The organism is Blautia ammoniilytica, from assembly GCF_025566965.1.
Classification (GTDB): Bacteria; Bacillota; Clostridia; order Lachnospirales; family Lachnospiraceae; genus Blautia_A; species Blautia_A ammoniilytica.
The window spans coordinates 145,479-159,270 of record NZ_JAOQJL010000001.1; the positions used below are offsets into that span (position 1 = coordinate 145,479).

A 13,792-nucleotide genomic window follows, 5' to 3' on the forward strand; every position below is an offset into this window, starting at 1 on the left:
TACACCATTACTGCTTCTGCTGAAAACTATACGGCTGAAGATGGATCCGAGCAGGCTGTAATAAAAGATTTTGTCCCATCTCAGGATGAAACCAAAGCTTTTACTCTGATCCAAAGCCCGGAAGCCAAAGCCGCAAAGTGGATCAAAGACAACTGCGATAACATCTTTGCAGGCTGTTCCGATGCCTACAAAGCAGTCATTACCAAAGATGGCGATACCTACACCATCCCCTACCGGGCTTCTGACAATACCATTATTGCATCTGGCATAAAATTATTAAGACCGGATAAAAGTCTGTATCAGAGTGGTTGGTTTTTCAGTACAACGGAATGTTTTTCCAGACCTTCTAAAACATATTCCACATCCGCCACTTATTCTTTCAGTAATGTCCGTTTCATCAGTCAGACAGACACAGAAATGACTGCAACCTTAAAACTCTACGATCCTGCTACCACAACCTCGGCGATCAAGAGCAATACCGCCACGGCTCTCGCTTCTTACACTTATACATGGATCGTTCAGCCTAAAATTGAGCCTTATTCTGTAACTCTCAAAGCAAAGGATACGGATGGAAATCTGGTAACGGATCCAGTTTATACGGTAACAGATAACTACGGCAATGTTATTACTTCATCTGATGCTGCTGTTTACCAGCTGTATGCGGATCGTACCTATACCATTACTGCTTCTGCTGAAAACTATACGGCTGAAGATGGCTCCGAGCAGGCCATAATAAAAGATTTTGTCCCATCTCAGGATGATTGTATAACTTTTACTTTAAAGAATAAATCTGTTGCTCTGGAAGATGGTACCTACACCATAGATACCATTTCTGACAGCACAATGTTCGCTTTTTATAATACAAAAATCATCGTAAAAGACAAAAAAGCTTACCTGGTAGTTACCCTCAAAGGAACCGGATTTGACAGACTTTACATGGGTGACTGTTCAGAATCTTCTGTAAAGCCAGCAGAAGAAGATACGATTTGCTATGCCCCTGAACAATTTGATGGCTCTGAGCATTACACTTTCTGGCCGGTTCCAATTGTTTCCCTGAATGATCCACTGAGTATTTCCGGACATTCAGCAAGAAAGGATACCTGGTATCATCACACAATTACTTTTGATCAGAATACTCTCAAGAAAATCAGCGATGATTGTCTGGTTCCTTCCGAAAAAATGGAAGCTCAGAAGCTGATGCAGCAATATTACATTGATGGTAACGTAATTGCAAAGAATAAAGAAGTCTGCCAGAAGTCCAAACAAACTTATCAAATTCCCTATTATGAGGCAGATGGAAGTACCCCTCTTACAGAATTTACATTAAAACGCCCGGACACTGCGCGCTTCAAGAGTGGTTGGAAATTTGAAACAACTGAAGCAGCAAACTGTTTCACTGATAAAACCCAGCAAGGATTTTCAACTCCTTCTGTCGGTCAGAATTATACTCTGAAGGAGCAAAGACCCACATCTGCAGCTACAATAAATGCGACGCTTTCCTTCTATTCCCCAACAGAAACAGATGCCGCAATTGATGCCGGAACTGCTGTGGTTCTTGCATCCACGGAAGTTACTTTTGTTATTGCACCAAAAGCAACTACATATCAGATAAAGTTCCAGGCTGTAAATAGCTTTACACAGGATATTCTTCCAGATGCCCGGATTACAATAGTGGATCAGAATGGTAATACGTTAACCCCTGGCGCAAATGGTACATATACTTTGAATGACGCTACCTCATACACCGTAACAGCTTCTCAGAATGGCTATGTAGGCGCCGGAGGCAAGGAAGAGGCCTACCTGGTTTTTGTACCTTCCAAAGATGAAACGGTTTCTCTCCCTCTTACCAGAGCTGAAGACGGGAAATGTTTTATCAAATTTGCCTACGTTGATGAAAACAACAATTCACTGGATTTGACAAATGTGTCTGTCACTGTATATGATGCAGACGATCATACCAAAACAGTAGATCCAGAGCCTGACGGCAGTTATTTAATCTGGAAAGACCGCACTTACCACTATTCCATCAATGCCTATGGATATTACAAGATAACCTATCAGGAATTAACCGTATCTACGGACCAGATTATTACTGTTTCTTTAAAAGAGCGCATTAAAACCTATACAATGACTTTAATAGCTTTTGGTTATGATACGGGAAAAGATCTTTCTGATGCAACCCAAAAAGTCATTGGAGAAAAGAATGGAATTAAAACACAAATAGACGCAAATTCAGATGGAACCTACACACTTGACTGGGAAACTATGTATACAGTGTATCTTTCCTGTGACAACTATTCCGACCGGGAATATTCTATGGGCGCATTTACGGAAAATGAAAAACAGAGCTTTACGCTTCGACTAGCCCTTAGCCCCAGTCAGAAGCATCAGCTGGAAACTACGATTGCATCTGCCAATGATTTTCTTGCAACAATTATAGAAAGTTCTGATCCGCTTGACTGGCCAACTGGAACAAAAGACAAACTTCAATCTGCTATTGCAGAAGCAAATGCAGTCCTAAACAATGATGCTTCTACCGATTCAGATTATAGTAATACAAGAACATCTCTTGAAAAAACGATACGTGAAATAAAAAAATCTCGAAATCCTGCACAGGAGACTATAACCATCCGATATCAGATTGACCGTGATGGTCCAACTTTCCAGAAAACTTTAAACGTTAGCGGAAATCAAGCCTTAAAAGCAGGGTACACGAAAGGAAACCTTGACAACTATGCAAAAGTAAATGTAACAGATGCTCTGGCTGCTTTACATCAGGATCTTTATGGCACTGAATTCGTTGCCAGACCTTATGATTATCTCGATACTATGTATGGCATGGAAGGACTTATCACCAAGGTATTTCAAAATACCGGAAGCCATTATACCTACCGTATTAATCACAAAAATGTAGATTTTATGTATACGGGTACCACACTTTTATCAAACAACGATATTCTTTCCATTTATCCAAGTGCCAGCAGCACAACATCACAAACAGAAGAATATCTTTATTTTACTCAGACAGCCCTTACCACTGTAGTAAATACTCCGTTTGCTCTTACTCTTATGGGCTTAAATAAGGAAGCAGCGAAAAATGTAGAGGCCTATGTGGAAGAAGGATATACTGTAACCTTAAAAAATGCACAAACCAATGACACACTTACTGCTACATCTGATAAGAACGGTATTCTTACTTTTATTCCTTCCGTTGCCGGTATTTACAAAGTAGAAGCCGTCTCTAAAGACGGTATAACAGCAGTTGCAGCTCCATATGCAGAAATCACCGTAAATATTCCGGAACCAACCGCTGTTCCGGTTCCAACCGTTACTCCGGAACCAACCGCTACTCCGGTTCCAACCGTCACTCCGGTTCCAACCACTCCGGTTCCGACCGTTACTCCAGTTCCAACGACAGTGACAAAGCCTGTAGACAAACAGATTCTAATGCTTCAGTTAAAAAGCCGGAAAAATTCTATGGTTTTGAAATGGAACAAAATAAAAGGGGCTGACACATATAAGATTTACGGCGCAAAATGTGGAAACAGCTACAAACTGTTAAAAACGGTTTCATCCAAAAACCTCACCTGGACGAATCGTAAACTAAAGAAAGGAACTCACTATAAATATTATATTGTTGCCATTTCCAATGGACAAAAACTGGCAACTTCTCCACATACTCATGCAGTAACAAAGGGCAGCAGTTATGGCTATGCACAAAAGATCACTGTCAATAAAAAAACTCTGAAACTCCGTACCGGAAAAACAAAACGGATTAAAGCATCCGTAACCAATTCAAGCACTTACGTACAGAAACATGTTGCAACTGTTCGTTATCTATCATCAGACCCTTCTATTGCAACGGTTTCCAAAACTGGTGTCGTCAGGGCTAAAAAGAAAGGTAACTGTACCATTTACTGCTACACATCCAATGGGCTTTTCAAAAAAGTAAAGGTTACAGTTACAAAATAAAATAATACTTTTTACAGAAAAAGCGCTGCGCTCTGTATGGTTCTCTCCATGCAGACGCAGCGCATTGCTATACATTGGGAATAATCCTATCATCGGTCTTGACAGATGGCAGGTTTTCGCATAAAATAAACAGCGAGCAGGGGCTGATCCGATGCAGTTCCTTATATATGAAGTATGACGATGAAGAGAATAGTACATGAGGAGTAATCCCAGAGAGGGCTTTTGAGCAGAGAAGGATACAGTTTCTGCAAAGGTGTGAGAAGCCTGTGCACAAGTCATGGAACCGGCCTTGGAGTCACTGTGCAACTGAAGCGCAGCGCATTTCCAGCGATAAAGGGAAGATGAGAGAGCATCTTTATATGTGAGATGCTAATCAGGGTGGTACCGCCGAGCTTTTCGGTCCCTATGATATGGGATTGGAAGGTTCTTTTTTTATTTAAAAAGGAGAATGCAAAATGGCAAAAGAAAAGAAATTAGTAGAAGCCATCACATCTATGGAGGAAGATTTCGCCCAGTGGTATACAGATGTGGTGAAAAAAGCAGAGCTTTGCGGCTATACAAGTGTAAAAGGCTGCATGGCCATCAAACCGGCAGGATATGCGATCTGGGAGAATATCCAGAAAGAGCTTGACCGCAGATTCAAAGAGACAGGCGTAGAGAATGTATACATGCCAATGTTTATCCCGGAGTCTCTTCTTGACAAAGAAAAAGACCATGTAGAAGGTTTTGCACCTGAGGTTGCATGGGTAACACACGGTGGTCTGGATCCGCTGCAGGAGCGTCTTTGCGTGCGCCCTACTTCTGAGACCCTGTTCTGTGATTTCTACCAGAAAGAGATCCAGTCCCACAGAGATCTGCCAAAGGTATATAACCAGTGGTGTTCTGTAGTGCGCTGGGAAAAGACAACCCGTCCTTTCCTTCGTTCCCGTGAGTTTTTATGGCAGGAAGGCCATACAGCACACGCTACTGCAGAAGAAGCAGAAGCAAGAACCATCCAGATGCTGAACCTGTATGCAGACTTCTGCGAAGAGGTTTTGGCTATTCCAGTTATCAAAGGCCGCAAAACAGATAAAGAGAAATTTGCAGGAGCTGAAGCTACTTATACCATCGAGTCACTGATGCATGATGGAAAAGCCCTTCAGTCTGGCACAAGCCATAACTTTGGTGATGGCTTTGCACGAGCATTCGGCATTCAGTATACAGATAAAAACAATCAGCTTCAGTATGTACATCAGACATCCTGGGGAATGACAACACGTATGATCGGTGCACTTATCATGGTTCACGGAGATAACAGCGGACTTGTACTTCCGCCAAGGATCGCACCGGTTCAGGCTGTGATCATCCCAATCCAGCAGAGAAAAGAAGGAGTCCTTGAAAAAGCAGATGAGCTTCTGGCTGCATTAAAGGCTGCCGGCATCCGTGCAAAAGCAGATGTGACAGATAAGAGTCCTGGATTCAAATTTGCAGAGCAGGAAATGAGAGGAATCCCGGTACGTATTGAGTGTGGACCAAAGGATATTGAAAACGGACAGGCTGTAGTCTGCCGCAGAGATACAAGAGAGAAATACACAGTTAGATTTGAGGAGCTTACACAGAAAGTTAATGAGATCCTTGAAACTATGCAGAAGGATATGCTGGAGCGTGCTAGAGCACACAGAGATGCACACACATACACAGCAACCACTTATGATGAGTTCAAAGATACCATCGTGAATAAACCAGGCTTTGTAAAAGCTATGTGGTGTGGCTGCCGTGAATGTGAGGATAAGATCAAAGAAGATGTTCAGGCAACTTCAAGATGCATCCCATTTGAGCAGGAGCATCTTTCCGATACCTGTGTATGCTGCGGTAAACCGGCGAAGAAAATGGTATATTGGGGCAGAGCTTATTAATTCGTGCTTCAGGGCACATTATCAGGCATGCTTGTTACAGAGAAAGGGTTGTCAGGATTATCCTGATCAACCCTTTTTGCGTATTCAAGAAGGGCAGGATATTCTGAGCATTGTATACTGTCATTTGGATCGTATTGCACGTCTGTAGGGAAAATAGCAACATATTTTTTGTCAGAACTTAGCCCTGCGATCTGATAAGAAGGCAGTTCTGAATAGCTGTTGTCACCCCAGTCATAGGCTCGGATCGTCATAATGTGACCACCGTAGCCGCTTTCTGCTGCCTGGGGATAGTAAAAACGAATAGCGGAATCATCAATTACTTCCCATGCCCACTCCCCATTCAGATAGGCTTCAGTATTAAAATAAAGACAGAAATAGTCAGTGCCCATAAAAGCACCCCCTGCGCTGGCATTAGCATATAGTCCATCGGCGATATTGAAGCTGCCTGTCTCCATGGTAGAAGGCTCTACCTGGGTGTTACCAGAATTGCCTGTATTTTGGCCTGTCAGTGCATCAAGTTCCAGGATATTCTGCTGATAATCGGCCATATTTAAGATGAAAAGCTTCCCAGTGGCATAGGAATAATACATCTGATTATTTTTGATCACACGGCTCTCCTTATCAGGAAGGGAAGTGCTGTGGATCTCTGTTTCCAGGCCTGTGGAAAATTCGTATTTATAGGTACTGAAATCATCGTCAGTAAAAAGCAGATAATCATTCATAGGAACAATATCGTCATATTCATTAACTGAATGGGAAACAGGCAGCTGTTCAAGAGTCTGTGTGTCCAGATCATAAACAAAGATCTGATCGGTTGTAATATACATCCTGGAGCCCAAAAGCGTCATTTTTCCATCGGAAAAAGAATCTCCCAATGTTTGAGTCAAAGTACCGTCCAGGCTAGAAAAGCAAAAACGTCCCTGGCTGGTAAGATAATAAATCCCGTCTGTAGTCAGTTCATAATCTTCCACATTTTCTACAACAAGATCTTCTTCACCCCCATCCTTTGAAACCCGATAAACAGATGAACCATAAGGATAATAAATAAAGCCATCATAGATCTGGAAGCCATCATCTGCACCATCATCGCAGATCAGCTGTGAAACCTGGGTACCCTGATCCTTCTGGGCAATATCCACCCGGTTCAGTTGGGAAGTGGTTCCAAGATATAAATACTGGCCATCCTGGGCAACGGTATAGATGTTCTGATCCAGGGACAGTTCCTGTATAAGGTTGTATACATCGCCTTTTTCATCAAGAAGTCCTGTGATCAGGTGATTTTCATAGGGGATCATGATCACATCGTCCTGGATAAAAATATTCTGACCATAAATGATCCCCTGTGTATGAGACGATGCTTCTGTCTGTGCCATACACAGATTACAGGAAAACAGTGTGCCAAAACATAGAAGTATTGGAAATAAAGCTGATTTTTTCATGGATTCCCTCCTTTTTTTGTGTAAATTGTATCATGCTTTATTGGATAAAAAAAGACTTAGGATCAATATAAATAATCGGCTTGTAAAGGGAGATTGGAGAGAGGGCATTTTTGAAGCGTAAAAGCCTGGAATATGTCAAAAGCCCTTCTTCTTCCGTGGAACAGTATACGGAGAGATGACCTGTCCGGGAAATTGAAACCGGGAAATCAAATTGGACAGAAATCAAATTGAATGTTGTTACAAATGCGGACTTCGAGTATAATAATAGACAGCCGGAGAATGATTTCAAATATACTGTAGAAAGGGAATAAGGTAATTGAATACAGAGATTAGAAATTCAATTCTTACGACAGATAAAGACGCACAGTATGATGAAAGTGCGAAAAGATTACTTGGCCAGAAAGGTATTCTGGCACATATACTGGTGAAAACCGTGGAGGAATTTGGAGGAATGGATCCTATGGACGTAATTCCATATATAGAGGGAGATCCATTTATTAATACGGTTCCTGTGGATCCGGGACTTACCAATACAGAATCGGAGAGAAACGGAACACGGGTTACAGGGCTTAATTCTGAAAACCAGGAGTTACATGAGGGCTTGATTCGGTTTGACATTGTTTTTTATGTGAGGATGAAGGATGGGCTGTCACAGATGATCATTAATGTAGAAGCCCAAAAGGATGAACCGGATGGATATGATATTTTGAATCGGGCGATCTTTTATGTAAGCCGTATGATTTCCTCACAAAAGGAAAGGGATTTTGTAAATTCAAATTACAATGATATCAAGCGGGTTTATTCTATCTGGATCTGCATGAATATGTCGGAAAACAGTTTGGAACACATTCATCTGGTAAAAGAAAGTATCATAAATTCGCATGAATGGAAAGGGGAAATGGATCTGGTTAATATCGTAATGATCGGACTTTCAGAAGAACTTCCACAACGTGAAGAAAAATATGAATTACATAGATTACTGGGGACACTGTTGTCTCAAGATTTATCGGTAAGCGAAAAAATAGACATTATTGGAAATGAATATGCGATTCCAGTAGAAAAGAAATTCAGGGAGGATATAAGCATTATGTGTAATTTGAGCCAGAAAATCAAGGAGACAGGAATTGAAATTGGAATTAAGACAGGCACTGAAATGGGCAAACGGGAAATGATCATAAAGATGCACAACAAAGGTTATACGGCTGCTCAGATTGCAGACATAGCAGAGATGGAGGAAAAACAGATCAAAGATATTATAGAAAATGCAGAGATGCTTGTATAGAAGTACAGAGGATGCCATGAAGAAGCGGAGGAAAAAACAGAAAATCGTGAAAAAACAACATACATTACAAAGGTTTCAGACAGGCAGGCTGTTATTTGGCCTGCTTCTGTGCTGTTTGCTGGCAGCAGGCTGTGGCGGCAGCGACCAGGTCAAGGAAAGCCATACCTGTACCATTTCCATAGATTGCTCTTCCATCCTTGACAACCGGGATGATCTGAAGGCTGAAAAGGCGGAATTTGTGCCTTCCGATGGCTGGATCCTGGAACCTGAAGAAGTATCCTTTAAATCCGGTGATACAGCTTTTGATGTGCTGAAAAATGCATGTAATCAGGCCGGGATCCAGATGTCTTCCAGATATACCCCATTGTACGGAAGCTATTATATTGAAGGGATCAACCAGCTTTATGAATTTGACTGCGGTGCCAATTCAGGATGGATGTTCAGTGTGAACGGATGGTTTCCTAATTACGGATGCTCCGAGTATACAGTGGAGGATGGAGATAAGATCGAGTGGAAATATACCTGCGATCTGGGCTCAGATGTAGGCAACAGTTATCAGGAATAATTATAGATGATCAGGAGATAAAGACATGACTATAGGAAAAAAGGATTTATTATTATATGCGGTGACAGATCAGACCTGGACAGGGAAGCTGTCTTTGTATGAACAGGTGCAGCAGGCCATTGAAGGGGGCATCACCTGTCTTCAGTTAAGAGAGAAGAATATGTCTGAGGATAAGTTCCTTCAGGAAGCAAAAGAGATTGGTGCATTATGTAAGGAGAAGCAGATTCCTTTTATTGTGAATGATGATGTGGAGGTGGCTGTAAAAACAGGTGCAGACGGAGTTCATATCGGCCAGTCCGATATGGATGGAGCAAAGGCCAGAGCACTTCTTGGACCGGACAAGATCCTTGGAATCTCGGCCCGGACTGTAGAACAGGCTCAGAAAGCACAGGCAGATGGAGCGGATTACCTGGGGGTTGGAGCTGTATTTCATACTTCTACCAAGAAGGATGCCCATGCAGTGGACTTTCAAACCCTGAAGCAGATCTGTCAGTCTGTTTCCATTCCGGTGGTAGCGATCGGTGGAATCAGCAAAGAGAATCTTCTGCAGCTAAAGGGAAGCGGTGTATGCGGAGTGGCGCTGGTGTCTGCCGTATTTGCTGCCGAAGATATCAGAAAGGAATGCAGGGAACTGCACAGGCTTTCCAGTGAGATGGTAGAAGGATGATCCGGGGAGCGATTTTTGATATGGACGGTACCTTGCTGGATTCTATGGGGTACTGGAGGCACCTTGCAGAACAATATCTTGCAGAAAAGGGTATCCAGGCCGAAGAGGGGCTGAATGATACCCTTCTTCGCATGACTGTGCACCAGGGAGCCATTTACATAAAAGAAACCTATCAGATCCAGGAGAGCCCGGAGGCGATCATGGAGGGGATAGGAAAGCTGATGTCTGAGAATTACAGTTTACGGGTTCAGCCGAAAAAAGGAGTGGTTCCGTTTTTGAAAATGCTGCATCACAATCATATACAGATGTGTGTGGCGACGGCTACAGATGAGTATCTTGCAAAAGAAGCCTTGAAGCGAACCGGGATCTGGAAATATTTTAAAGGGATCTATACCTGTGCCGGTGTAGGTTATGATAAATCTACACCTCATATTTATGAAGCTGCACTTACATATCTTGACCTTGCTAAGGAAGAGGTACTGGTGTTTGAAGATGCCATTCATGCAGCCAGGACAGCCAGGGATGCAGGCTTTAAGGTAGTGGGAGTGTATGATGCCTGGGAGCCGGAAACAGTTAAGCTTCAGGCAATGGTTTACCGATATACAAAGGATTTTTCTGAAATGGAGGCATTAATACAATGAAAAAAGTACTGACCATTGCAGGCTCTGACTGCAGCGGCGGGGCAGGGATCCAGGCTGACCTGAAAACCATTACTGCCCATAAATTATATGGGATGAGTGCGATCACAGCACTGACAGCTCAGAATACAACCGGAGTAAAAAGCATTATGGAGGCAGAGCCGGAGTTTGTGGCAGATCAGCTGGATGCAGTTTTTACAGATATTTATCCAGATAGCGTGAAGATCGGTATGGTATTAAGCAGCCGGATCATCCGTGTGATCGCTGACAAGCTTTTGGAATATGGTGCAAAGAATATTGTAGTGGATCCGGTGATGGTTTCCACCAGCGGACACCGTCTGATGTGTGAGGAAGCCATGGATGCGGTGACGGATATACTTCTTCCTATGGGAGATGTGATCACACCCAATATTCCTGAGACCCAGGTGCTCTGCGGATTTGAGATACATACAGAAGAAGATATGATCAAAGCTGCCGGAAAACTGGCAGAAAAATATAAAGGCGCTATCCTGATTAAAGGAGGTCATCTGGTAAACGATGCTACAGATCTGTTGTACCAGGATGGAAAGCTTCAATGGTTCCGTGGAAAGAGAGTGGCAAATCCTAATACTCATGGTACAGGCTGTACCCTTTCTTCAGCTATTGCCTGCAATCTGGCTCTTGGGTTTTCAGTGGAAGACAGTGTGGCAAATGCGAAAGCCTATCTTACAGGTGCGTTAGAGGCTATGCTGGATCTGGGAGCAGGCAGCGGACCTTTAAACCATGTATATGCCCTGTAAATATAAAATGATACCATGGGTAAAAGAGACCTTAGCCTCTGGCATCATAATATGAAGGAGGACTGGAAAGAAAAATGGAGAAACATATGTTTATAGAGATTCCTCCAAAAGTTGACAGAATATTAAAAACGTTGGAAAAGGCAGGGTTTGAGGCATATGCAGTAGGTGGCTGTGTCAGGGATCGGGTTCTTTCGGACACCCCGGATGACTGGGACATTACCACTTCTGCCAAGCCGGGGCAGGTAAAAAGCCTTTTTCACAGAACCATAGATACAGGCCTGCAGCATGGTACAGTTACGGTACTTCTTGACAAAGAAGGGTTTGAAGTGACCACTTATCGTGTAGACGGAGTATACGAGGACGGCAGGCACCCTAAGGATGTAACCTTTACGGCAAGCCTGGAAGAAGATCTGAAGCGAAGAGATTTTACGATTAATGCAATGGCATACAATCCGAAGCAAGGGCTGGTGGATCCTTTTGGAGGCCTTGGTGATTTGGAAAAAAAGGTGATCCGGTGTGTAGGAGATCCTAAGGAGCGCTTTACAGAGGATGCTCTCAGGATTCTGCGGGCAGTGCGTTTTTCTGCAAAACTGGGATTTTCCATTGACCCTGCAACGGAAAATGCCCTTTCTTTGCTTGCCCCCAATCTGGAAAAGGTAAGTGCAGAGCGGATCCAGGTGGAACTTGTAAAGCTGCTGATATCTGATCATCCGGACTATCTTCGTACAGCCTGGCGGGCAGGGGTTACAAAGATATTTCTTCCTGAATTTGATACATGTATGGAAACTCAGCAGAATACACCTTATCATATGTATTCCGTTGGGGAGCACATCCTGCACAGCTTGGTAAATATCCGGCCTGACCGTGTGCTGCGGCTCACTATGTTGCTTCATGATATTGGAAAGCCTGTATGTCGGACAACTGATGAGAATGGCAGAGATCATTTTAAGGGACACGGTCCTGTGGGGGAGAAGCTGGCTGGTGAGATCTTGCGGAGGCTGAAATTTGACAATGATACCATCCGGAAGGTATGCCGTCTGATCCGGTGGCATGATCTGCGGCCGAAGGCTGAAGAAACCCAGGTGCGACGTGCAGTGAACAGTATTGGTGAGGATTTGTTTCCTTTATATTTGGAGGTGCAGCGGGCGGATATGCTGGCACAAAGTCTGTACAGGCGAGAGCAGAAGGAAGAAAGACTGGATGCTGTGGAGCAGATCTATCACAGGATCTGTGAACGGGGTGACTGCGTTTCCCTGAAGGGTCTGGTCATCAGCGGCAGGGATCTGATCCAGGCAGGATTAAAAGCAGGACCATCCATAGGAAGGATCCTGGAGAGTCTTTTAGACCAGGTGCTGGAAGATCCCGGGAAAAATAACAGGGAGTATCTTCTTGCCCAGGCAGAACAGTTGGCTGTTCAGAACAGTGAAGCTTAATAGGAATTACAAAGGACATAAATAATATATTCCCCTCATAAGTATAGAAAGTATCGTGGGAAAGCAAGTATGATGAGGGGGATAACAGATTGTATGATTATGGAATCGGCACTTTGGAAAAGTATGGTCTTACAGCTGAAGGAACCAGCAGGACCCGTGGAGCTGTTCTTTGCAGAACACAGAAGGGGCTATTTCTTCTAAGGGAATACTGGGGATCGGAAAAAAAACTGGCCATGCAGCAACGGCTTTTAAAAAAGCTGTCAGAGGCAGGATACAGTGTGGATCTTTACCTGGAAAACCAGGAAGGGCAGCTGATAACAAAGAATAAAGACGACATTCCATTTACCTTACAATACTGGTATGAGGGCAGAGAATGTGATACAAAGTCCAAAGCAGATATTTTGGAGAGTGTACGTATCCTGGCAGTATTACATACTCATATGTGTCTTCCGGCAGAGGGGATTTATCAGGAAAAATCTCTTAAGGATGAGTATTTACGTCATAACCAGGAGCTGCGTAAAATCCGGAAGTTTATTCGGAAGAATGGGGCAGGCAGTGCTTTTGAAAAGGAATATCTGGCTAATGTCCAGTGGTTTCTGGAAAGAGCAGAGGTAGCGCTTGGAAAGCTGCAGGACTCCGATTACGAAGCACTCCGGCAGCAGACAAAGGAAGCAGGCTGGATCTGTCATGGGGAATATAATCAGCATAATGTGTTAATACTGAAAAAGGAAACAGCAGTGACCAATTTTGGTCATTTCAGGTTTGATGTCCAGGTGGCAGATTTGTACCGTTTTATGAGGAAAATATTGGAAAAATATAACTGGGATCCACAGCTTGGCAAGGACATGCTGAAAGAATACGATGCTGTACGGCGGATTTCGCCTGCAGAAAGGGAGAATCTGAAGATCCGTTTTCTTTATCCGGAGAAGTACTGGAAGCTGGCAAATTACTATTTCTCCCACAATAAAGCATGGATTTCGGAGAAAAATGTGGAAAAACAACGGAAGATCATTGAGCAGAAAGAGATTTGGGCAGACTTCACCAAAAAGGCTTTTTAGGAAGCATTAAAAACAGCCCGCTAAAAGGCGAAAATTCTTGACAATGCCCAGTAAAAGGTATATA

Annotated in this window: 10 protein-coding genes; 9 read left to right on the forward strand and 1 reads right to left on the reverse strand. The window is 43.2% G+C overall.

Features of this window, described 5'->3' with window-relative positions:
• Together OCV61_RS00635 and proS are read left to right on the forward strand one after the other, a co-directional pair.
• On the forward strand, nucleotides 1-3,972 hold a 3,972-nt coding region (locus OCV61_RS00635), incomplete at its 5' end, for an Ig-like domain-containing protein (protein WP_262582566.1).
• Nucleotides 3,973-4,427: 455 nt separating this feature from the next.
• A complete protein-coding gene (gene proS / locus OCV61_RS00640; protein ID WP_158420106.1) occupies nucleotides 4,428-5,867 on the forward strand; it encodes a proline--tRNA ligase in 1,440 nt (479 codons plus the stop codon).
• 8 nt (nucleotides 5,868-5,875) lie between these two features.
• On the opposite strand, the gene OCV61_RS00645 is transcribed toward proS, so the two are convergent.
• The gene (locus OCV61_RS00645) at nucleotides 5,876-7,306 is read right to left on the reverse strand and encodes a hypothetical protein (protein ID WP_158420107.1); all 1,431 of its coding nucleotides are present in this window, start codon (nucleotides 7,304-7,306) and stop codon (nucleotides 5,876-5,878) included.
• A gap of 316 nt (nucleotides 7,307-7,622) precedes the next feature.
• On the opposite strand from OCV61_RS00645, the gene OCV61_RS00650 reads away from it, so the two are divergent.
• The 7 genes from OCV61_RS00650 (at nucleotide 7,623) to OCV61_RS00680 (ending at nucleotide 13,728) form a co-directional block, all read left to right on the forward strand.
• Nucleotides 7,623-8,588, forward strand: coding sequence for a PD-(D/E)XK nuclease family transposase (locus OCV61_RS00650; RefSeq protein WP_158420108.1), 966 nt, complete (start codon nucleotides 7,623-7,625; stop codon nucleotides 8,586-8,588).
• 16 nt (nucleotides 8,589-8,604) lie between these two features.
• On the forward strand, nucleotides 8,605-9,153 hold the full coding sequence (locus OCV61_RS00655; RefSeq protein ID WP_244092983.1) for a DUF4430 domain-containing protein: 549 nt from the start codon (nucleotides 8,605-8,607) through the stop codon (nucleotides 9,151-9,153).
• A gap of 25 nt (nucleotides 9,154-9,178) precedes the next feature.
• The gene (thiE, locus tag OCV61_RS00660) at nucleotides 9,179-9,820 is read left to right on the forward strand and encodes a thiamine phosphate synthase (protein ID WP_158420110.1); all 642 of its coding nucleotides are present in this window, start codon (nucleotides 9,179-9,181) and stop codon (nucleotides 9,818-9,820) included.
• 20 nt (nucleotides 9,821-9,840) lie between these two features.
• On the forward strand, nucleotides 9,841-10,461 hold the full coding sequence (locus OCV61_RS00665) for an HAD family hydrolase (RefSeq protein WP_173728174.1): 621 nt from the start codon (nucleotides 9,841-9,843) through the stop codon (nucleotides 10,459-10,461).
• The gene (gene thiD / locus OCV61_RS00670; RefSeq protein WP_158420112.1) at nucleotides 10,458-11,237 is read left to right on the forward strand and encodes a bifunctional hydroxymethylpyrimidine kinase/phosphomethylpyrimidine kinase; all 780 of its coding nucleotides are present in this window, start codon (nucleotides 10,458-10,460) and stop codon (nucleotides 11,235-11,237) included. Before OCV61_RS00665 ends, thiD begins: the two co-directional genes overlap by 4 nt.
• A gap of 86 nt (nucleotides 11,238-11,323) precedes the next feature.
• Nucleotides 11,324-12,670 (forward strand): CCA tRNA nucleotidyltransferase, encoded by a 1,347-nt coding sequence (locus OCV61_RS00675; RefSeq protein ID WP_158420218.1) that lies wholly within the window; start codon nucleotides 11,324-11,326, stop codon nucleotides 12,668-12,670.
• An 89-nt stretch (nucleotides 12,671-12,759) separates the two neighbouring features.
• Complete coding sequence (locus OCV61_RS00680) at nucleotides 12,760-13,728, forward strand: protein kinase family protein (RefSeq protein WP_158420114.1); 969 nt, start codon at nucleotides 12,760-12,762, stop codon at nucleotides 13,726-13,728.
• Nucleotides 13,729-13,792: the final 64 nt, after the last annotated feature.

What these genes read in the sequence shown, in the direction of transcription:
- thiD (WP_158420112.1), top strand. Translation starts at nt 10,458, where the DNA reads ATGAAAAAAGTACTGACCATTGCAGGCTCTGACTGCAGCGGCGGGGCA.
- OCV61_RS00675 (WP_158420218.1), top strand. Translation starts at nt 11,324, where the DNA reads ATGTTTATAGAGATTCCTCCAAAAGTTGACAGAATATTAAAAACGTTG.
- OCV61_RS00645 (WP_158420107.1), bottom strand. Translation starts at nt 7,306, where the DNA reads ATGAAAAAATCAGCTTTATTTCCAATACTTCTATGTTTTGGCACACTG.
- OCV61_RS00655 (WP_244092983.1), top strand. Translation starts at nt 8,605, where the DNA reads ATGAAGAAGCGGAGGAAAAAACAGAAAATCGTGAAAAAACAACATACA.
- OCV61_RS00665 (WP_173728174.1), top strand. Translation starts at nt 9,841, where the DNA reads ATGGACGGTACCTTGCTGGATTCTATGGGGTACTGGAGGCACCTTGCA.
- thiE (WP_158420110.1), top strand. Translation starts at nt 9,179, where the DNA reads ATGACTATAGGAAAAAAGGATTTATTATTATATGCGGTGACAGATCAG.
- proS (WP_158420106.1), top strand. Translation starts at nt 4,428, where the DNA reads ATGGCAAAAGAAAAGAAATTAGTAGAAGCCATCACATCTATGGAGGAA.